The sequence below is a fragment of the Anaerocolumna cellulosilytica genome (assembly GCF_014218335.1).
Lineage (GTDB): Bacteria > Bacillota > Clostridia > Lachnospirales > Lachnospiraceae > Anaerocolumna > Anaerocolumna cellulosilytica.
Genome location: NZ_AP023367.1, coordinates 15,001 through 36,936 on the forward strand (window position 1 = coordinate 15,001; position 21,936 = coordinate 36,936).

12 protein-coding genes, 7 tRNA genes, 1 rRNA gene and 1 pseudogene (1 of these 21 only partly in view) are annotated in these 21,936 nt (G+C 36.7%); 16 read left to right on the plus strand and 5 right to left on the minus strand.

Annotated features, from left to right (window positions below; genetic code table 11):
- The 8 genes from acsn021_RS00060 to acsn021_RS00095 all read left to right on the plus strand — a co-directional run.
- A 23S ribosomal RNA gene (locus acsn021_RS00060) occupies window positions 1–2,019 on the plus strand (it extends 895 nt beyond the left edge of the window).
- 97 nt (window positions 2,020–2,116) lie between these two features.
- Window positions 2,117–2,190, plus strand: a tRNA-Asp gene (locus tag acsn021_RS00065).
- A 14-nt stretch (window positions 2,191–2,204) separates the two neighbouring features.
- Window positions 2,205–2,277, plus strand: a tRNA-Val gene (locus tag acsn021_RS00070).
- Between the two features lie 21 nt (window positions 2,278–2,298).
- Window positions 2,299–2,371 (plus strand) — tRNA-Thr (locus tag acsn021_RS00075).
- Between the two features lie 44 nt (window positions 2,372–2,415).
- Window positions 2,416–2,497, plus strand: a tRNA-Tyr gene (locus tag acsn021_RS00080).
- Window positions 2,498–2,535: 38 nt separating this feature from the next.
- Window positions 2,536–2,609 (plus strand) — tRNA-Met (locus acsn021_RS00085).
- Window positions 2,610–2,680: 71 nt separating this feature from the next.
- Window positions 2,681–2,753: transfer RNA gene (locus tag acsn021_RS00090), tRNA-Phe, on the plus strand.
- A gap of 40 nt (window positions 2,754–2,793) precedes the next feature.
- A tRNA-Lys gene (locus acsn021_RS00095) sits at window positions 2,794–2,866 on the plus strand.
- A 165-nt stretch (window positions 2,867–3,031) separates the two neighbouring features.
- Here the strand turns inward: acsn021_RS00095 and acsn021_RS00100 are convergent.
- Window positions 3,032–4,618, minus strand: coding sequence for a transposase (locus acsn021_RS00100; RefSeq protein WP_185264899.1), 1,587 nt, complete (start codon window positions 4,616–4,618; stop codon window positions 3,032–3,034).
- Between the two features lie 638 nt (window positions 4,619–5,256).
- Here acsn021_RS00100 and fsa point away from each other — a divergent pair.
- The 4 genes from fsa (at window position 5,257) to acsn021_RS00120 (ending at window position 10,478) form a co-directional block, all read left to right on the plus strand.
- The gene (gene fsa / locus acsn021_RS00105; RefSeq protein WP_184093135.1) at window positions 5,257–5,910 is read left to right on the plus strand and encodes a fructose-6-phosphate aldolase; all 654 of its coding nucleotides are present in this window, start codon (window positions 5,257–5,259) and stop codon (window positions 5,908–5,910) included.
- A gap of 30 nt (window positions 5,911–5,940) precedes the next feature.
- Window positions 5,941–7,926, plus strand: coding sequence for a transketolase (gene tkt, locus acsn021_RS00110; RefSeq protein WP_184093134.1), 1,986 nt, complete (start codon window positions 5,941–5,943; stop codon window positions 7,924–7,926).
- A 427-nt stretch (window positions 7,927–8,353) separates the two neighbouring features.
- Window positions 8,354–9,037, plus strand: coding sequence for a response regulator transcription factor (locus acsn021_RS00115; RefSeq protein ID WP_184093133.1), 684 nt, complete (start codon window positions 8,354–8,356; stop codon window positions 9,035–9,037).
- Window positions 9,027–10,478 carry a sensor histidine kinase gene (locus tag acsn021_RS00120; protein WP_184093132.1) on the plus strand — a complete coding sequence of 484 codons (1,452 nt, stop codon included), beginning with the start codon at window positions 9,027–9,029 and terminating at the stop codon, window positions 10,476–10,478. The genes acsn021_RS00115 and acsn021_RS00120 overlap by 11 nt, the downstream gene beginning before the upstream one ends.
- 298 nt (window positions 10,479–10,776) lie before the next feature.
- On the opposite strand, the gene acsn021_RS00125 is transcribed toward acsn021_RS00120, so the two are convergent.
- Both acsn021_RS00125 and acsn021_RS00130 read right to left on the minus strand, forming a co-directional pair.
- The gene (locus acsn021_RS00125; protein ID WP_184093131.1) at window positions 10,777–12,552 is read right to left on the minus strand and encodes an ABC transporter ATP-binding protein; all 1,776 of its coding nucleotides are present in this window, start codon (window positions 12,550–12,552) and stop codon (window positions 10,777–10,779) included.
- A gap of 41 nt (window positions 12,553–12,593) precedes the next feature.
- Window positions 12,594–14,330 carry an ABC transporter ATP-binding protein gene (locus tag acsn021_RS00130; RefSeq protein WP_184093130.1) on the minus strand — a complete coding sequence of 579 codons (1,737 nt, stop codon included), beginning with the start codon at window positions 14,328–14,330 and terminating at the stop codon, window positions 12,594–12,596.
- A 733-nt stretch (window positions 14,331–15,063) separates the two neighbouring features.
- On the opposite strand from acsn021_RS00130, the pseudogene acsn021_RS00135 reads away from it, so the two are divergent.
- A pseudogene (locus acsn021_RS00135) lies at window positions 15,064–15,708 on the plus strand (GTP pyrophosphokinase); the annotation flags it as partial.
- Between the two features lie 339 nt (window positions 15,709–16,047).
- Here acsn021_RS00135 and acsn021_RS00140 read toward each other — a convergent pair.
- Window positions 16,048–17,037 carry a S1 RNA-binding domain-containing protein gene (locus acsn021_RS00140; RefSeq protein ID WP_184093128.1) on the minus strand — a complete coding sequence of 330 codons (990 nt, stop codon included), beginning with the start codon at window positions 17,035–17,037 and terminating at the stop codon, window positions 16,048–16,050.
- Window positions 17,038–17,415: 378 nt separating this feature from the next.
- On the opposite strand from acsn021_RS00140, the gene acsn021_RS00145 reads away from it, so the two are divergent.
- Together acsn021_RS00145 and acsn021_RS00150 are read left to right on the plus strand one after the other, a co-directional pair.
- Window positions 17,416–18,261: a sigma-70 domain-containing protein gene (locus acsn021_RS00145; protein WP_184093127.1), complete on the plus strand. Its 846-nt coding sequence runs from the start codon at window positions 17,416–17,418 to the stop codon at window positions 18,259–18,261.
- 52 nt (window positions 18,262–18,313) lie between these two features.
- Complete coding sequence (locus tag acsn021_RS00150; protein WP_184093126.1) at window positions 18,314–19,516, plus strand: DUF3810 domain-containing protein; 1,203 nt, start codon at window positions 18,314–18,316, stop codon at window positions 19,514–19,516.
- Window positions 19,517–19,524: 8 nt separating this feature from the next.
- On the opposite strand, the gene acsn021_RS00155 is transcribed toward acsn021_RS00150, so the two are convergent.
- Window positions 19,525–20,256 carry a hypothetical protein gene (locus acsn021_RS00155; RefSeq protein ID WP_184093125.1) on the minus strand — a complete coding sequence of 244 codons (732 nt, stop codon included), beginning with the start codon at window positions 20,254–20,256 and terminating at the stop codon, window positions 19,525–19,527.
- A 194-nt stretch (window positions 20,257–20,450) separates the two neighbouring features.
- Here acsn021_RS00155 and acsn021_RS00160 point away from each other — a divergent pair, with 194 nt between their 5' ends.
- Window positions 20,451–21,749 carry a M18 family aminopeptidase gene (locus acsn021_RS00160; RefSeq protein WP_184093124.1) on the plus strand — a complete coding sequence of 433 codons (1,299 nt, stop codon included), beginning with the start codon at window positions 20,451–20,453 and terminating at the stop codon, window positions 21,747–21,749.
- Window positions 21,750–21,936 lie beyond the last annotated feature (187 nt).

Consider the following 21,936-nt stretch of genomic DNA (forward strand, 5'->3'; position numbering starts at 1 on the left):
CGAAGTCTAATGGAGGTAGAGCACTGAATATCCTAGGGGGCGTCAAAGCTTACCGAAGATTATCAAACTCCGAATGCCATATAGATGATGACCAGGAGTCAGACTACACGAGATAAGTTGGGTAGTCAAAAGGGAAAAAGCCCAGACCACCAGCTAAGGTCCCAAAGTGCGTGTTAAGTGGAAAAGGATGTGGGATTTCGAAAACAACTAGGATGTTGGCTTAGAAGCAGCCATACATTAAAAGAGTGCGTAATAGCTCACTAGTCGAGAGGTCCTGCGCCGAAAATGTCCGGGGCTAAAACACGACACCGAAGCTGTGGAATCATGTTTACATGATTGGTAGAGGAGCATTCTTAAAACGAAGAAGCGGTACCGTAAGGAGTCGTGGAGATTTAAGAAGAGAGAATGCCGGAATGAGTAGCGAGATAGAAGTGAGAATCTTCTAGGCCGAATATCCAAGGTTTCCAGAGTAAAGCTGATCTGCTCTGGGTAAGTCGGGACCTAAGGCGAGGTCGAAAGACGTAGTCGATGGACAACAGGTTGAAATTCCTGTACCTTATGAAAACAGAACTGTGGGGACGCAGAGAGAAAGCCAGAGCCGGGAATGGAAAAACCGGTGCAAGCGGGGTAGTAGTGTGGTAGGCAAATCCGCCATACAATACGAAGACGTGATGCGGACCGAACTCAAGAGTAGGGAAGCTGGTGAGCTAGCTGCCAAGAAAAGCCGCTATTGTTTTTCATAAGCCCGTACCGTAAACCGACACAGGTGGATGAGGAGAGAATCCTAAGGCCGACGGGAGAAGCATTGTTAAGGAACTCGGCAAAATAACCCCGTAACTTCGGGAGAAGGGGTGCCTGTAGAAATACAGGCCGCAGAGAATTGGCCCAAGCAACTGTTTAGCAAAAACACAGGTCTATGCAAAACCGAAAGGTGAAGTATATGGGCTGACGCCTGCCCGGTGCTGGAAGGTTAAGGGGAGATGTTAGGAGCAATCCGAAGCGTTGAACTTAAGCCCCAGTAAACGGCGGCCGTAACTATAACGGTCCTAAGGTAGCGAAATTCCTTGTCGGGTAAGTTCCGACCCGCACGAAAGGCGTAATGATTTGGGCACTGTCTCGACAATGCACCCGGTGAAATTGAAATACCAGTGAAGATGCTGGTTACCTGCGCCAGGACGGAAAGACCCCATGGAGCTTTACTCTAGCTTGATACTGGGATTCGGTATTGCATGTACAGGATAGGTGGGAGGCTGTGAAGTGGTGACGCTAGTTGCCATGGAGCCGTTGTTGGGATACCACCCTTGCAGTATTGGATTTCTAACATGTGCCCATGATCTGGGCAGTGGACAATGTCAGGTGGGGAGTTTGACTGGGGCGGTCGCCTCCGAAAGGGTATCGGAGGCGCTCAAAGGTCTTCTCAGAATGGTTGGAAACCATTCGCAGAGTGCAAAGGCATAAGAAGGCTTGACTGCGACACCGACGGGTGGAGCAGGTACGAAAGTAGGACTTAGTGATCCGGTGGTATAAAGTGGGATTGCCATCGCTCAACGGATAAAAGCTACCCTGGGGATAACAGGCTTATCACTCCCAAGAGTTCACATCGACGGAGTGGTTTGGCACCTCGATGTCGGCTCATCGCATCCTGGGGCTGTAGTAGGTCCCAAGGGTTGGGCTGTTCGCCCATTAAAGCGGTACGCGAGCTGGGTTCAGAACGTCGTGAGACAGTTCGGTCCCTATCCGGCGCGGGCGTAGGATATTTGAAAGGAGCTGACCTTAGTACGAGAGGACCGGGTTGGACGAACCGCTGGTGTATCGGTTGTACTACCAAGTGCACGGCCGAGTAGCCAAGTTTGGAAGGGATAAACGCTGAAGGCATCTAAGCGTGAAGCCCCCCTTAAGATAAGATATCCCATGCGAAAGCAGTAAGACCCCTTGAAGACGACAAGGTGGATAGGTTAGAGGTGGAAGTGTGGTAACACATGCAGCTGACTAATACTAATAGGTCGAGGGCTTGACCTAAAGATAAGGTTGAATATAAGGTAACTTATGTAAAGCTTTATCAGGTAATGTTCATAAATAGCAATGGTGTTTAATGTAGTAGTTTAAGTCAAGTATTGGCCTAGTGGCTCAGTTGGTTAGAGCGCCGCCCTGTCACGGCGGAGGTCGAGGGTTCGAGTCCCTTCTGGGTCGGTTAGTTAGAATATGGGATCTTAGCTCAGCTGGGAGAGCATCTGCCTTACAAGCAGAGGGTCATAGGTTCGAGCCCTATAGGTCCCATCTACCTAAAAAACGATAAACGCCGACGTGGCTCAATTGGCAGAGCAGCTGACTTGTAATCAGCAGGTTATCGGTTCGAGTCCGATCGTCGGCTTAGTGAGAAATCACTATAGCAATATTCTACAATGTAATTAATATGGATGGGTTCCCGAGTGGCCAAAGGGGGCAGACTGTAAATCTGTTAGCGACGCTTTCGAAGGTTCGAATCCTTCTCCATCCATTTGTTTTTAAAACAAAAATGTAATATGTAATTATTGGCGCGGGGTGGAGCAGTCTGGAAGCTCGTCGGGCTCATAACCCGAAGGTCATAGGTTCAAATCCTGTCCCCGCAATTCGAGAACTAATTGTTTTCGTACGAGTATAAAGAATTGTATTATTCTTTAGTGTCAACAAAGTTGACCTTGCCCAGATAGCTCAGTCGGTAGAGCAGAGGACTGAAAATCCTCGTGTCGCTGGTTCGATTCCGGCTCTGGGCATTTTTTATTGGTCATATCTTAGAATATGTTCAATAAATCTGGGATATTAGCTCAGTTGGTAGAGCACTTGACTTTTAATCAAGGTGTCCCGGGTTCGAGTCCCGGATGTCTCATTAGTAGAAAGGGGCTGTAAAAAAAGTCCTTAATTAAGAATCACCAGTTCCGACAGATGTCGATTCTGGTGATTCTTCGTTTTTTTATCTATTTTTTATGATAATGATTGATTTTTCCATAAAAGAGCGTGCACTTAATAAAGCTATGAGTATAGTTCTTGGATTTTATGCAGCCAACTTGTTTCTCTGCTTTTTATTATGATATTTATAAAGATTAAAACCACAAGAAATCAGTGTGAGTTCAAGAATTACGTTTTTCTCACCTCTTCGAAATAATCTTTTGTAGGACTTATCCCATTTTAAAATGCCAAATGTTCCTTCTGCCTGAATACTACGATTCATTCTCAACAGTGCGCCATGTATTGATTCAAGGTTTGTAATTACCTCTTGATGTATCGAGGTTAATTCCTGATTCATTCGAATGGTTCTGTTTTTGCTTGCCTTAGGACAACAATCGTTTTTAAATTGGCAGCCTTCACATGATTCACATTCATAGATTTCTTCGGTTCTGCCATATTTGTTTTTATAGACATGTTGTTTGCTTTTGAAGTGAAAAGTCTTTCCATTTGGGCATATCAAATTTTCATTCTCGTCTCTTTTAAAGTTGACTGCACGATATGGATTTTCGTGATACTTCTTATCGGATATTTCCTTTTTGAACATGGTAAATTTCATATACTTTTCCATTCCATGCTCTTCACAGTAAAGATAGTTATTATAGGAACCATAGCCTGCATCTGCAACTGGATACTTTGGATAATGACCATAGATTTCATTGAATTTTTCCATCAAAGGAACAAAGCATTCCATATCAGATGCATATGGTTTTACATCAACTACCGCTATATACTCATCACAGATAGCGGTCTGTAGATTGTACGCTGGGAGAAGCTGATCATTGCCCATATAATCCCGTTTTATGCGCATAAAAGTGGCATCGTAATCGGTTTTGGAATAACTGTTTCTTTCATTGCCACAGACTTCTATATGATGTGCATATGTCTTTAATCGATCTAGATATCCCTCTAATTCCTGATATTGTTTTTGCTGAAGACTTTTTCTATGACCACAACCAGATACAAACGTGGATTCCACCAGATTTGTTGCATTCTTGTACCTTTCCAAGAGTTCCGATACATATTCAACAGCATACTCGTCTCTCTTATCAAGTTTTACACCGAAATACCCTAATACGTCCTGGTTCATTGCATCAATCAGCATGGATATCTTTTTATAAACCTTTCCTCGGTTTTTTGTACAGGACTTTTTCCATACCCAGGTATAGCGGTTTGCATTTGCCTCTATTTTTGTCCCATCAATGTAGGTGTGTTCCAGGTCGACATGATTCTTTTCAAAAATATATGTATTCACATCCAAAAAAATCTGTTCAATGGAATCAGTAAGTTTATTTCGGATGATGTTGCCAAATGTAGCAAATGAAGGCGCCTTCATGCCATCAAGAAGATACATATACCGGATATCATTTCTGCAAAGTTTTTCGATTTCCCGCAGAGAGCAGATTCCGTGTTCCATGAAAGCAAAGAGTACCACTTTGAGGAGTTTCTGTTCATCACATCTTGGACGACCTGTTCTGTAGCCTTTCTCTACAAAATATTTTGATAGGTCGATGTGATCCATTACCTCACAGAAAGTATATACTGGATCAGATATATCAATTAGTTTTTCAATTTCCAATGGTAATTTTAGCTGTCGTACTGTATAATTATGATTGGTGTTTTTATTTAGTCGCATAAGTAATTATACCAAAAAATCGCTGAAGTCTCACGACCTCAGCGATTTTTCTTTTAGGGGAGTTTTTTTACAGCCCCTTTTTCTGTGTGTAAAATTATTTTTATCGTAGTTATTAAGGTATAAATAAATCAATTACGCATGATTCTTAAATTCCCCATTTATGCTTTGAAAATCAAAAAATATTCACAAATTAATCGATTTAATTTTAGTATGGTGAGTAAGCTTCTTGTAAATCAAAAAAAACAAAAAGTAAAAAGGGCTAAAGCTTTTAACGAGTTAATGAGCTATAATATCTATACCAGGGAAGCATTAAAATAATACATGGATAGATATAAAAGAGATTTCTTAAGCTCAAAAATAATGACAGGTCTCACTCAAATATAGTTTATTAAATATACAAACAACATGTGTCTAATAAACATACATCTAATATAATTTAGTCAAAGCTAAACTAAAAATCTGTTTTTACTTATATTAATTTTATGTATTGCATTATATTGCATTGTATAGTATATTATAGATATATATGAAGTTTTGGGACATTGTTATGGTATAATATTATACAATATTCTAAAATAATTTAGTGTTAATAATTAGGAATATATGTAAAACTAATCTTATCAGAGGAGGATAATATTATGAAGTTTTTTATTGACACAGCAAATGTAGAAGATATTAAAAAAGCAAATGAAATGGGTGTTATATGTGGTGTTACTACAAATCCATCTTTAATTGCAAAAGAAGGAAGAAATTTTGTTGAAGTAATTAAAGAGATTGCATCTATTGTGGATGGACCAATCAGCGGAGAAGTTAAAGCAACTACAGTTGATGCAGAAGGAATGATTGCGGAAGGTAGAGAAATAGCCAAAATTCATCCTAATATGATTGTAAAAATACCTATGACCGTAGAAGGTTTAAAAGCTACCAAGGTACTTGCTAGTGAAGGTATTAAGACAAATGTCACATTAATATTTTCAGCAAATCAGGCACTTCTTGCGGCTAGAGCCGGAGCAACTTATGTTTCACCATTCTTAGGCCGTCTGGATGATATTTCTTCTCCTGGTATTGATTTAATCAGAACCATATCCGAAATATTCGAAATATACGAATTAGATACAGAAATTATTGCAGCAAGTGTTCGTAATCCAATCCATGTTACTGACTGTGCTTTGGCAGGTGCTGATATTGCCACAGTACCTTATAGCGTAATTGAACAATGCACGAAACACCCATTAACAGATCAGGGTATTGAAAAGTTCCAAAAGGATTATAAGGCAGTATTTGGGGAATAATGAACAAAACATATATTTAGGAGGAACAATATGAGCAACATCGATACAATGTCAGTAAATGCAATCAGGGTATTATCTGCGGATGCAGTACAAAAAGCTAACTCAGGTCATCCTGGTTTACCTTTAGGTTCTGCCGCTATGGCCTATGAATTATGGGCAAAACATATGAACCATAACCCTAAGAATCCAACATGGGCAAATAGAGACCGTTTTGTTTTATCTGGTGGACATGGTTCAACTTTGTTATATTCTCTTTTGCATTTATTTGGATACGGTAATCTTTCAAAAGAAGACTTGGCAAATTTTAGACAGCTGGACTCTCTAACTCCGGGACATCCTGAATATGGACATACGGTTGGCGTAGAGGCAACGACAGGACCTCTTGGTGCTGGTATGGCTATGGCTGTGGGTATGGCTATGGGAGAAGCGCATTTAGCAGCAAAGTTTAACAAAGAAGGATACCCAATTGTTGATCATTATACTTATGTACTTGGTGGAGATGGTTGTATGATGGAGGGAATATCCTCTGAAGCCTTCTCTTTAGCAGGTACTTTAGCTTTAAATAAATTGATTGTATTATATGATTCTAATAAGATATCCATAGAAGGTGATACAGATATTGCTTTTACAGAAGATGTGAAGAAACGCTTTGAAGCTTTTGGGTTCCAAACATTAGTAGTTGAAGATGGAAATAACTTAGAGGAAATTGGAGCTGCAATTGAAGCTGCAAAAGCTGATAAAACAAGACCTTCTATGATTACTGTAAAAACAAAAATTGGTTTTGGTTCTCCTAAGGAAGGTCAGGCAAGTGCTCATGGTGAACCCTTAGGTGTTGATAATGTTGCAGCTTTAAGAGTAAAATTAGGCTGGCCATCTACAGAAGACTTCTTTGTACCAGAGGAAGTATATGATAACTTTAATTCAATTACAGAAAAGAATACTAAGATAGAAGAAGCATGGAATAAGTTGTTTAAAGAATACAGTGAAAAATATCCGGATATGAAAGAACTTTGGGATAAGCACCATGATGAAGCAATTGCCAAAGAATTATTAGATAGCGAGGATTTTTGGGCATATGCAGACAAACCCGATGCGACAAGAAATCTTTCTGGTATGGTTATCAATCGTATTAAAGATTTAGTTCCCGGATTTATTGGAGGTTCTGCTGATTTATCTCCTTCTACTAAGACTTATATGAAAGAAGAAGGAGATTACTCAAAAGATAATTATGCCGGCAGAAATCTTCATTTTGGTGTAAGAGAGTTGGCCATGGCTGCAATAGGTAATGGTCTTGCATTGCACGGTGGTTTAAGACCTTTTGTTTCAACATTCTTTGTATTTAGTGATTATGTAAAACCGATGGCAAGACTTTCTTCTTTAATGGGACTTCCATTAACCTTTGTATTAACACATGATAGTATTGGTGTAGGTGAAGATGGTCCTACTCATGAACCAATAGAGCAATTGGCAATGCTGCGTGCCATGCCAAACTTTACTGTATTTAGACCGGCGGATGCTACAGAGACCATTGCGAGCTGGTATTATGCTATAACTTCAACAAAAACACCAACCGCATTAGTTTTAACACGTCAAAACCTACCTCAATATGCGAATTCCAGTAAAGAAGCATTAAAGGGTGCATATATTATAGCCCCTTCTACTAAAGAGGTTCCTGATGCCATTATATTGGCGAGTGGTTCTGAAGTTGAATTGGGCGTTAAGGCAAAAGAAGAATTACTTAAAGATGGTATTGATGTACGAGTAGTCAGCGTACCTTCTATTGATGTATTTGAGCAACAGTCGAAAGAGTATAAAGAAGCAATATTGCCTAATAATGTAAGAGCCAGAGTTGCAATTGAAGCTGCTATTGATTTTGGTTGGGGTAAATATGTTGGTTTGGATGGAGCATACGTGACAATGAAAGGCTTTGGAGCATCCGCACCGGCAGCGAAACTATTTGAGAAGTTTGGATTTACAACTGAAAATGTTGTATCAACAGTAAAATCAATTCTATAATTCTATAATTATTATATAGCAATACAGTATAAGCAAGATTGAGAATTTTTATAATTGTATATGTTGTAATGAATACATTAATTTGAATCATTCATGTCTTGTTTTAATGATGATATAGTTATAAGACCCGGTTTTTGTTATGATTACCTTGAGAAGTGATGCAGAGGTAAAATATAACTATAAAGCTGGGTCTTTAATTTATACTATGTATAAAGGATTCTGTTTTTTAATACTGTAATTCTAATAAAACTTTAATATATAGCCATTGAAAATTACAATTATAACCGCTAGAATGATGATAGAGATTTTTTTCAGATGAAACCAGTTGAAAGAAAATATAAGAAAGAAAGGAATGCCACACAAAATTCTTTCAATATCATGTGGCAGTAATATGTCTGTTGGAAGATGTGTTATTATAGGTGTTATAATGGCTAAAATATTAGTTGTTGAGGATGAAAGCAAAATAGCTAGATTTGTGGAGCTGGAATTAAAATATGAAGGTTATGAAGTTGAAATTGCAGCTGATGGAAGGTCAGGACTTGAGAAAGCACTGCAAAAGGATGTGGATCTGGTATTATTAGATATTATGCTTCCAGGAATTAGTGGAATAGAGGTTTGCAGACGTATTCGTACAGAATCATCTGTACCAATCATAATGCTTACTGCAAAGGATGATGTAACCGATAAAGTTGCGGGATTGGACATGGGAGCGGATGATTATATGACGAAGCCATTTGCCATAGAAGAGTTACTGGCAAGAATTCGTGTAGCTTTAAACAGGCATACAAAGCTTGTTCAGCCTAAAGTAAATTTATTGCAAATTGGTGAGTTAAAGTTAAATCTGACCAGCCATAGTGCTTATTATGGTGACGAAGAGTTAACACTAACCAAAAAGGAATATGAATTACTGGAATATTTAATGCGAAACAAAAATATAGCTATCACCAGAGAACAATTGTTAAACAATGTATGGGATTATGAGTATTTAGGTGATACCAATGTTGTGGATGTTTATATACGTTATCTAAGACAGAAGATAGATGATAAGTATGGAATTAGACTTATCAATACGGTACGAGGGGTGGGTTATATTATCAAGGATGAAATTTAACTTAAAAGAATATATAAGACAGATATTAATTAAAATAGTCCTCCCATTTCGGCGAAAAAAAGAAGAGATTCTTGGTAATTTTCGTTTTTCCATAGCATTTAGAATCTCACTTCACTACTTAAAGTTGCTATTAATTAATGGCGGTATTTTCATAGCTGTTTTCTGCATCATGTATTATATGACAGAATGGAGATATAGCAGTAAAATGGCGCAAAACATCACCCAAAATCTGGAGGAATACAGTGTTGAAGATTTAAGTACTAATATATTGAATCAGTATAGAATAGATGGTATTAGCTTTAAAATTATTGATGAGAATAGAAATGAAGAATTATATAATGATATAGATTTTGATATAACAGATAAAAAGTTGTATTTTAATCGACTATACTACGATGACAGTTTAGGCGTATTGGATTCAATTATTATTCTTACACAAGAAGAGCAAATAATTTTGAATAGCCGGCCATTAACAGTGTATTTTCAATACGATATATCTGATAGTGATGATAAACTTAAGGATCTGCTGTTTGTGGTGACACTAGCTTATCTTGTTATGGTTTATATTATCATAAGACAGGGAAAAAAGAGCGATTTGAAGCTATTACAACCCCTGCATGAAATGTCTGCAATGGCAAATCGTTTAACGGTAAATAATTTAAACAGCCAGCGGCTTAATGTGGAAGGAACAAAAAATGAATTAAAGGACTTGGCTCTAGTTATCAATAATATGCTGGATAGGCTTGAAATTTCCTATGAAAGTCAAAAGCAGTTTGTTTCAGATGCTTCTCATGAACTTCGCACTCCTATTGCGGTAATTCAAGGATATGCAAACCTATTAAATCGTTGGGGAACAAAAAATGAAGAAGTTTTATTTGAGTCAATAGAAGCTATTAATAATGAGTCAAAGTCCATGCAGGATTTAGTAGAAAAACTTCTATTTTTATCCAGACACGATAAAAAGACATTAAAGTTAGAGAAAAAGAGATTTAATATGTGTCATGTGGTAGAAGACATGGTGAAGGAAACACGTTTGGTAACGACGAATCGTAATATTGAAAGTCCTGTATTAATGGATGTGGCCGTTTATGGTGATAAACAGGCTTTAAAACAGGCAATAAGAGTATTTATTGATAATGCTATCAAATATACAAAGGAAGGAGATACTATCCGTATTTCCTGCGAAAATGACGATGGTGACTGTATTATAACAGTTCAGGATACCGGTATTGGTATGACCAGAAAAGATGTTGAAAATATATTTGAGAGGTTTTACAGGTCAGACCAGGTTCGAAATGAAAAAATATATGGACATGGCCTTGGATTATCAATTGCTAAGCTAATAATATTAGGTCATACTGGAAGGATAAAGGTACGTTCTCAATTAACAAAGGGGACAAGCTTTATTATAACGCTGCCTAACCGCTATGAAAGATTGTAAAAGTCAAATAGCATTTATATATAAAGGTAACAGTCTGTAATAAAACCATGAAGCAATGAGAGGGCATAAAGAAATGCCTTACACTGTTTCATGGTTTTATTTAAAGTCAGGAGATTTAAGAAAATTAAGCACGGAATATGACACGGTCACTTTAGGAGGTATTTCTTGTCTAAAACTCCAAGTCCTGACTATTGAATAGTATTAATAAATAGGGTTTTTTATATGTACTCCTAGCTTGGGATGCTGCTGATTAATTTAAATCTTATAGGTAACAGCATCCAAAGTTAGAAAGCAAAGACTATAAATTTTTAAATTGAGCCATATACAAGTCGTAGTACATACCCTTCAGAGCTAGGAGTTCTTGGGAGGTTCCTTGTTCCTTGATACCTTGATCATCTATAACAAAAATGCGGTCTGCTTTTTGAATGGTTGATAAACGGTGTGCTATGACAAATGAGGTACGTCCCTTTAACAGGGTTTCAATACCTTGCTGCACTAATAATTCTGTATGGGTATCAATACTTGAAGTTGCCTCATCTAAGATTAATATTTTCGGCATGGATACCATTGTTCGGGCAAAGGCTAAAAGTTGTTTTTGACCTGCGGATAGTCCTGAGCCTCTTTCTTTTAATTCAGTATCATAGCCTTTTTCTAATTTGATAATAAAATCGTGAGCATTTACAGCTTTGGCAGCAGCAATAATTTCTTCATCAGTTGCGTCTAGCTTACCATAACGCAAATTATCTTTTATAGTTCCTGAAAACAAAAAATTGTCCTGTGTCATAATGCCCATTTGCTGTCTTAAACTCTCAATTGATACATTTTTAATATTGTAATTATCTATATAGATATCACCGCTTTGCACATCATAAAAACGGCTAATCAGGTTGACAATGGTTGTTTTACCGGCACCGGTAGGACCCACTAAGGCAATGGTTTCGCCAGGTTTAATATGGAAGCTTACATCTTTTAACACCTGTGTATCTTTGTCATAAGCAAAGGATACCTCATTAAATATAACCTCACCATTTATTTCAGGTAGTTCAACTACCTTATCACCATCTTCGATTTCCGGTTTGGTATCCATAATCTCAAAGATACGTTCTGCTCCGGATATATTGGTTATAAGTTGGTTGTAGAAGTTACTTAAATTCATAATAGGACGCCAAAACATGGAGATGTAGGTTCCAAAGGCAATTAAGGTACCTACTGGTACACTTTGATTTCCTGTCATTTTTACTCCTACAAAGTAAAGGGATACCATACCAAGCCCCCAGCAAAAATCTATAACCGGACCGAATGCATCGCTTAATCGGACTGCTTTTACAAAAGAGTCTCTATGCTCTGCTAACAGATCATCAAAGGCAGCAGCAGTTTCGCCTTCTGCCGTGAAGCTTTGTACAATTCGTATTCCGGATAAATCCTCGTGAATAAAGGCATTTAAATTGGAGCTTTTCTTACGGTGTATCCGCCATCTCATATGGGAGTAGACTTGGATTAACCACATACAGATAATTAACAGTGGAAGACTTATCATGGCAGCCAGAGCTAGTCTAAAATTCTTTAGCATCATAATTGCTACAACTGCACATATAGTAATAAAATCAGGTATTAAGGTGGTAACACTATTAGATAATACATCTTTTAAGGAATTAACATCCCCTATAATTCTTGCAAGAATTTTACCTGTTGGGCGACTGTCAAAAAAGCCAAAGCTTAGTTTTTGTATATGCGTGTATAAGTCCTGTCTTACGGTTAATAAGACATTGTTTGAAATTTTAGCCATAATATACATTCTTAACTTAACCAGTAATATAAGAATAGTGTTGATAATGACTGCAATGATTCCTAATTGTAATAATGATTTCGTATCCTTATTAGCAATATTAACGTCTATGGCATGCTCTACAATTAAAGGGTTAACCAGAGTTATTGTTACGGTGCAGGCCATAATAAGTAAAACTAGGATTATTTCTTTCTTATAAGTTAATAAATAACGAAATAACCTTAGCAAAGTTTTTATTTTACCGACACTAACGGATTTTTCGTCGTCTCGGATTGCATTTACTGACATTTAAGTTCCTCCTTTTGGTTTGTTTTAAGGTTTTTACCTTATTACATAGCCAGGGAATTATCATTTATATATTCACCGTACTGGGCTAGATAGGTTTTGTAATATAGCCCTTCTGAGCTTAACAGCTCTTCATGGGTACCTCGTTCAGCAATGGTTCCTTCTTCAAGAATTATGATTTCATCTGCATTTCGAACAGCTGAAATACGATGGGCAATAATTATCTTGCTTACATTTTTTAAATCATTTAAAGATTTTTGAATTAAATGCTCAGTTTCCATATCCAGTGCAGAAGTAGAATCATCTAATACAAGTATGGGTGTTTTTTTCGCCAGTGCCCTAGCGATACTGATACGCTGTTTCTGACCGCCAGATAAACCAACACCTCGTTCGCCAATGATGGTATCATACTGACTTTCCATTCGCTCGATAAAATCTCTTGCCTGTGCATTGGATACAGATTGAAGAATCTCTTCTTCGGTTATAGAACAACGTTTTCCAAGCTTAATATTTTCTGTTACAGTATCCGAAAACAGGAACACATCTTGCATAACAAGGGATATGTTTTTCCTAAGCTCATGTAGTGATAAATCTTTAACGTCAACCCCATCAAGCTTTATAGTACCTTGTTCTACATCATAAAAACGCTGCAAAAGATTAATTATAGAGGTTTTTCCTGCACCTGTTGCACCCATAATACCGATGGTTTTTCCATGACCAAGTTTGAAGCTGATGTCTTTTAGGATTTCTTTTTCTCCGTGAGAGTAAGATACATGGTTAAACTCAATATCACCTTTAACCTGACCCAACACAATGGGGCTTTCTTTTTCCTCAATAGAAGGTGTTTCTTGTAAGATTTTCTTAACCCTTTTGTTAGAGGCAAAAGCAGAAGCTAATTCATTGCTCAACCAGGCGAGCATTTCCATGGGCCATATAATATTATTAGAGTACTCAGTAAAAGCACCTAAAGTACCTAAGGAGATTTCACCGTTGATAACCATTACCCCACCAAAGATAATTACTGTAATTGGAAGTAATTTTGTAATCAATTGAAAATACGGATTGTATTTAACAAATATCTTTGATTGCTTCATATGCAAATCATAATATCTTTTGTTATGGGATAAAAATTTCTTTATTTCAAATTTTTCTCTTGCAAAAGCTTTTACGGTTCTAACACCTGCCAGATTCTCTTGGGCTACCGTGTTTAATTCTGCATTTTCTTCACTGATTTGCTCATAAACAACTCCTAGTTTCTTCTCCATAAGGAAGGCGATACAGGCTACGATAGGCATAGCAATAATCGGAATGATAGTAAGTTTGGGACTTAAGGATATCATACAATATAATACAATAGAGATATGAAACACCACTTCTATAACTAACATACCAACAAATCCCAAGGCATTCCAAAGCTTATCGACATCATCCTTGACATGTGACATTAATTCACCAGTGTTTTGTTTATCAAAGAAATGAACCGAAAGCGTTTGAATATGGCGGAACAAGTTGCGTCTGATATCACAGGCAATTTTAGAACTTACCAAATCAAAACTAAGTTCTTTTATATAGCCAAAAATACTGCGTCCTACACCAATGATTAAAATAGCAGTGAGAAGCTTGGTTAACTGGCTTTTGTCCTGACCAACTATAACATCATCTATGATTCTTTTTGTAATCTGAGGTGACAGCATATCTAAGGATATACTGACAATCATACAGACAATTGCAATTACATATACATACCAATACTTTCGTATGTATTTAGTTATTTTTTTCATTACTACCTCACATTCTGCCGCTACGGCGGCATAAAATCTGTTAAAAGAAGCTTTACAGGTTCTTTTTAAGAAGAGTTATATCTTTTTAACCACACAAAATAGTATTCTCAATGATACCCCCCATTTCTCAGTCCATGACCCTACAGACATCCCTTTTTGACAACTAACTAACAAGCTGATTGTAATGAATTAAAAATACACAGTTATTTTGTAATTCTTTTGATATTGGGTCTGAAAATGATTTTGTTAGAAAGTTACAAGTTACTTTTATGTATTAAATTGCCAATTACAGGCAAAAAAAACCGTGGTAAGATACCACGGCAATAAAAGTCATTATATGATATAGATAACCAAGCCAGATACAGCTGGTTAATTACATACTATAAAGAAACAATGATTGAGGTAATCTTACTAAATGTTATGCTGTTAATTCCATACGCTCTAAAAAATGTATTCATAAGTTTTACCTCTCTTTCTTTTATAGTCTTTCACCATTATAACACAATAGTAATTATTGTCAATAAAAACGTTATAAATTGTTAAAAGTTTTTTTACTAGCACCAAATATTTATCAATATTAATACTTCATTAATATTTTATTAAGTTTGTAAATATTCAAAAATTGTTCATATATGAATGGTATAATGTAAGGGTAAGCAAGTTCTACTGCATATAAAAGCTTATGGGATGAAGGATTGACAGAATAACAGGGGTATCCTTATAGGAGGAGAAAATGGATTTACCGATATTTTACAATGAAGAAGATGAATGGAAAAAAGTAATGCTGATGTACGATTCAGCATTAAAAGAAGTTAATACAAAACTGGAGATTTTAAATAATGAATTTAAATTAGATCATAAATATAATCCGATTGAACATATTACCTCAAGAATTAAGACTCCTCAGAGTATTGCTAAAAAGATACGACACAACGGAAGAGAACTGACGGTTGAAAATATAGTTAAGTATATTAATGATGTAGCAGGTATCCGTATTATCTGCTCCTTCACTTCAGATATATATAGAATTGCTGATTTAATTGCAAAGCAAAGTGATGTTCAGGTACTTAAGGTTAAAGATTATATCATGTGTCCGAAACCAAACGGATATACCAGCTATCATATGATTATTTCCGTACCTATTTTTTTGTCCAATACGATGGTTAATGTTAAGGTAGAGATACAGATACGTACAATTGCCATGGATTTTTGGGCCAGTCTGGAGCATAAAATTTATTATAAATTTGAAGGAAATGCGCCAGAGCGTATAAGTAAGGAATTAAAGGAGTGTGCTGATGTAATTGCTTTTTTAGACCATAAAATGCTTACTCTAAATGAAGAAATAAAGATGCATAATCCAGAAAATGAAATTGAACAGTACAAGGAGATTTTATCTGAGAATTTTCAGAATATGATAAGGGAATCTTACGGTACTGTTATTGATGAAGAGACAGAGGAGGAACAGGAGAAAGAGAACCTATCGCAGTCAGCAGAGGTCTTTGCACAGGCAGCAGTCAACGAAGTAGGTACTTTAGGGGACGAGGAAGCAGTCAATGAAGTGAACGCAGATAAGAAATCAGGAAAGAAAAGTCCAGAAAAAAAGTCTGAGGGAAAGCTGTTAAAGTTTTTCAGACCATAAATAGAGATTAACATAATTAGCAAAAAGATAGGCTTCCTTGGCAAAATAGGAGGCCTATCCCTTTTATAAGAAAGATGATTAGTCCAGTTTGAATTTTGATAATAAACCTGCAAGTCCGGTTGCAGCTTCACCACCGGAATTATATTCAAAGGGAACTTCTTCTACAGATTCAACCACTTCTGTGTTTTCTTCTACAGCTCTCATACTTAAGCCGATTTTACCTTCTTTAACATCTGTAATTTTAACAGTAACTTCTTGTCCTTCTTTTAACACTTCACCAGGAGATTTAATACGTTTGTTGCTTATCTGGGAGATATGAAGCAGTCCGGAAAGTCCGTCTCCGATGTTAACGAAAGCACCGTAGGGTGCAATTTTTTCTACAATTCCCTTTGTTATAATACCTACCTGTAAATGTGAAATTTTTGAATTTTTCTCAGCCAGGTTCTTATCCTTTTCTACTTCCTTACCGGAAAGAACCAGCTTGTTATTGCTTTCATCCACGGTAATTACGATTACCTGAAGCTCTTTATTTACCCAAGTTTCCGGTGTTTCTACGTATTGAAGAGATAATTGGGACGCGGGAATGAAAGCTCTGATACCCTCAAGGTAGGTAATCACACCGCCATTTACAGCTTGTGCTATTTTAACATCAATTATTTTTTTCTCTTCTTTATATTCCTTTAATTTTACCCAGGATAGTATACTGTCAGCTTCTTTTTTAGATAACAGGATATTTCCGTTACCGTCATCTTCTCTTATAACCGCTGCAGAAATTTCTGCCCCCACCTTAATGTCTGCTTTAATAGAAAATCTTGGGTCATGACTTAAATCTTCTAACCGGATAATTCCTTCCGCGTAATAGCCTAAGTCAACGGTAACTTCCGTATCAGATATACCAATTACAGTTCCCTTAACGATTTCACCTGCCTCAAGTTTGTGGAAGGAGCTATTTATCTGGTCTTCAAAATCTTTCATAGAAAGAGTAACCTCTGGTTGCTTTACCTGCTCTGTTGAAGTTTCATTATTTGTAGTATCCGGTGTTACATCAAAGTTATCTTGATTATTCATGAAAAATATCCTCTCTTTCAATCTATAATAGGCTAGCGAAACAACCTTTTTAATGAATGGAACTAGTCAAATCACCGTAAAAGGTTCGATGCGTTGACAAGCCACTTATTTTAGTGATTTCGCCAAACTTACTTATACTAAACTTAGAATTTCGAAATTACCTAAATTTCTAATGCCCCAATCTGACTTACTCATAGGTATTATACCATAGGTTTTTCTATTAATTCAAGAAAAGCTCTTAATATATCTGAATTACTTCAAATACTTCCTGCAAAAAGTGCTAAAATAATCAAATTGCTATAAGTTTGGGTGTATGATAAAATATAACTAATATGATTCTAAAAAATATAGAAAGGACAGGGACGAACGGAAAAGTATATGGAGAATAAAGAGAAGTTTCAAGAAATGTTAACAGATATATTAGAAGTCGCCAGAGTGCAAAGTAATCAATTGGGTATGAATGAAATAAAAAGTTTATTTGGAGATATGAACTTAAGTGAGGCCCAATATGAACATATATTTGCTTATCTGGCAGCCCATCATATACAGATTAAAGGCTACGTATCAAATATAACTGAGTATGCAGAAGCGGTACAAAAACAGGAGCTTGAAGAAGAGGAAGCAATGAAGGAATCTGCAACTGATGAAACAAGTAAGAAACAATCATCTAAAGATTCAGCGTATTTACAGATGTATTTGGAAGACTTAGAGGCAATATCAGCAGCGGAAGAGGGAGAAGAAGATTGTTTAGCAGATCGTATCCGCAGGGGTGATGCACGAGCCAAAAACAGGCTAATTGAAATTAATCTTAGAAGAGTTGTGGACATTGCACTAACCTATGAGAATCAGGGAATTACACTGGAGGACTTGATTCAAGAGGGAAATGTTGGGCTTATGAGTGCGCTGGAGGTTTTAAATGAGCTAACCCAAAAAGGGCAGGAAAAAGAATTTATTGAAGCTTATATTAAAAATTTTATGGAACTGTCTATTGAAGAGCAAAGAGAAAGTAATAGCTTTGAAAGCAATATCTTACAGAGAATTTCATATATCAGGAATGCGTCAAAGGAATTGGAAGAAGAGCTTTTAAGAGAACCAACGCTCCATGAACTGGCTCAGTATACCAAATTAAGAGAAGAAGAAGTTATTGATATCTTAAATATGTCAGCAGATGGGGTAAAAACAGAGCATAGTCATGGAAGTAAAGAGAGAGGTCACAGCCATTAATTAGTAAACACATCAGAATATTAAGCCGCCACTTAGAAAGGATTTGACTCCCATGAACAACCGTGTAACTGAACATAATAAACCGGACAAGCGGTCGGAAACCGTCACAAAGATGTGGTACGAAGGATTTCTAAAGAAGAGGGTGCTATTATTATTTTTAACCCCGGTTTCTTTATTGCTTCTATGGCTGGTGCAAAAGAATACAGATATTGCAGAGTATGTATTTGCCAGAGGAATTTATAAATTTCTATCTCAGGGAATTAGCTTTCTAACCGGCATTTTACCCTTTTCTGTTATGGAATTAGAAATCCTTCTGCTTCCATTTTTAGTTATAGGATATTTTATTTATCAGTGTTATAAGATAGTTAGAAGTCTTTATCGCAAACAAAGAGATACTGGATATCAGGTTATAACAGGCTTCCTAAATGCCGGGTGTACTGTCAGTATTATTATCTTCCTTTATGTGATATTATGCGGTATTAATTACCACAGATATTCTTTTGGAGAACTAACCGGTTTAACTATACAAGACTCCTCTGTAGAGGAGCTGTATCAATTAAATGTAGCGCTGGCAAAAGAGGCCTCAGAACTTAGATATACATTGGAGCAAACAGAGGGTGTGGTTCAAGAAGACGGCACTGTGTCTATTGAATTGTTTGATTGGAAGGAAACGGCTGATAAGGCAGAGGATGCTTATATAAAAGCTTCAGAAACTTATCCGGTTCTTGGAGGAAATTACCATTCACTAAAAACAGTGTATTTTTCTGAAATTATGTCAATGATGGAGATTACCGGGATTTTCTTTCCGTTCACCATGGAAGCAAATGTTAATATTGACGTACCAGATTATTCAATCCCCGCTACCATGAGTCATGAATTGGCTCATCTTCGTGGATTTATGAGGGAGGATGAAGCTAATTTTATAGCATATCTGGTATGTAAGCAGTCAGAAGACCCAGTCTTTCAGTACAGCGGTACCATGCTTGCCTTAACCTATGCAAGTAATCAATTATATAAGCAAGATGAAGACTTGTATTATGAGGTGCAAGGATTGTTTAGTAAGGGTATGCTGGCAGATTTAAGAGAAGACTACTATTATTGGGCAAAGTTTAGGAATACTGCAATTAGTGCCGTATCCACCGCCATGAATGATAACTATCTAAAAGCCAATAAACAAAGCGACGGGGTAAAGAGCTACGGGCGCATGGTTGATTTACTTCTGGCAGAATACCGACATGAAAATGAATTTGAATAAGAAAGAGCCTATCTGGAATACAGGTAGGCTCTTTTATCTTTGCCAATTCTTTTTACCGCCCCTACATGATATAGAATATTCAAAGCTGTGCTAGCATGATTCTGACTGAGTTTTGAAGCTATCTTATAATCCCTTGAGGTGAAGGTGTCACCAAGCGTATCAGGAATTAATTGAAGGTAATCTAGGGGAATATCTATGTAGATTTCTTGAACCAGGTCAGTTGGTATTCCGTCACAACGCTCAGAGCCTTTCTTTTTATCTTTACTCCAGCCATTTAAGTATCGATATTCTTCTATATCAATGAGGACAAGTTGTAGATGAAGATTTGGGTGAAGCAGGTAGCTTTTAATCTTATACAATTCAGGAAATATCATATAAGGGGTTCCTGTTTTGGGAGATTTTCTGGGAGGGCTGATTTCCCCCGATTCCTCATTAATCCAACGAAGCCATTTTTTATAAGCAATCGGATATACGATTGTGACAGAATAATTTTTTAAAAAAACATCAAGTTTTTTTCGTAGTTTATCAAAATTTCTAGTTTGAATTTCAAGTATCCCCTTATCACAAAAGATATCAGCATAATAATTATCTATTTTAACCTCATGACAGGTTTCATCGGCAGCCAGATAATTCTTTAAAACAGCATGAACTGTTTTTTCACTTAAGGTTCCAATGCTGTTATATTCTGGGGTATTGTCCATTACCTTCTCACAGGCTTGTAAAAATAATTTTCGATTCATTATAATACACAACCTTTTATTAGTATTGTTCTGCAAATTATTGGATGTTGCTTATTTTAATAGCATAAGGCAGATGTCTATATACGTCAAGATTATTTTTTTGGGAGAGTGTAAAGGCCAAATTATCCTTGTGTTATGAATGGTCATAGTCTATAATAAAAGGTAATTAAAGTGGTATAAGGAAGGGAGTTTTTATGGATTATAGAGCGAGTGCCCTGGAATTAATAAAATATATAAAGTCAGCAACCTCACCATATCAGGTGGTAGAGGAAGGAATTAAAATATTGGAAGCAGCAGGCTTTCAAGAATTAAAATTATCGAATCCCTGGGAGCTTAAAGCCGGAGGATTATACTATATGCCTATTTATGGAACTACTTTATTTGCTTTTACAGTAGGAGAGGAATTTAAGGCAGGACAGAGTCTGCGTATAGCAGCAGGTCACACGGACCATCCAGGATTCCGTGTAAAACCAAAAGCAGAAATTATGGCAGGAGAGTATTATAAACTAAACACAGAAGTATATGGCGGTCCCATATTAAGCACCTGGATGGACAGGCCTTTATCATTAGCAGGCAGGGTAGCATTAAGAAGTGAAGATCCCTTTCATCCTGTTTTAAAGATTATTGATATGAAAAAGCCATTTCTAACCATACCAAACCTTGCAATACATATTAATCGTGAGGTTAATAAGGGTGTAGAATTAAACCGTCAGACAGATACCTTACCTTTACTTGGGATGTTAAATGATCGTCTAAATAAAGATCAGTTCTTCTTAAAATTCCTTGCAAAAGAGCTGGAAGTGGAAGTGAATGATATTTTAGATTATGATATGTATATTTACAATGCAGAAGAAGGAAATCTGCTTGGTATTGAAGAGGAATTCATATCTTGTCCAAGACTGGATAATTTAACTTCTGTACTTGCGTTGTTAAAAGGAATTGTTATGGGATCTCGCAAGGAAGGAATAAACCTGATTGCGTTATATGACAATGAAGAGATTGGAAGCCGAAGTAAACAGGGCGCAGATTCATCTTTACTGACTATACTGTTAGAAAAGATTTACGCAGGGCTTGGAATCTTACACAAGGAACGTTTATATGAAGCAGTTGCAGACAGCATGCTAATTTCAGTGGATGTTGCTCATGGTGTGCACCCTAACAGACCTGAAAAGTATGATCCTACGAATTATACGAAGCTTGGTGGTGGTGTTGTTTTTAAAATTGACAGTAATCAGAAATATACCTTTGATACGGAAGCAGTTGCCGTCTTACAGCAAGTTTGTGAGAAGTCAGGTGTAAAGTACCAGAAGTTTGTTAACCGTTCCGATATGCCCGGAGGCGGTACACTAGGACCAATCATTTCTTCCTGGCTTCCTATGAAAACCGTAGATTTGGGTGTTCCATTACTAGCAATGCATTCTTCCAGAGAACTAATGGGTACAGAAGACCAACTTCATTTGGAGAATTTAATTCAAGGTTTCTTTAGTCTTTAAAATTTGGCGATATTACTAAAAATTAAAAAAATTTCAACATTCTATTGACAAATTGTACAAAAACTGGTATCATCAAATAAGTCGATACAAGAAGGTATTGTACTAGAGGAAGTAAGCGCGTTGGGGAACGTGAGAGGGCAGAAGCTATTATAAAGTAAGACTAACTGATACATGTACTTGGAGTTCG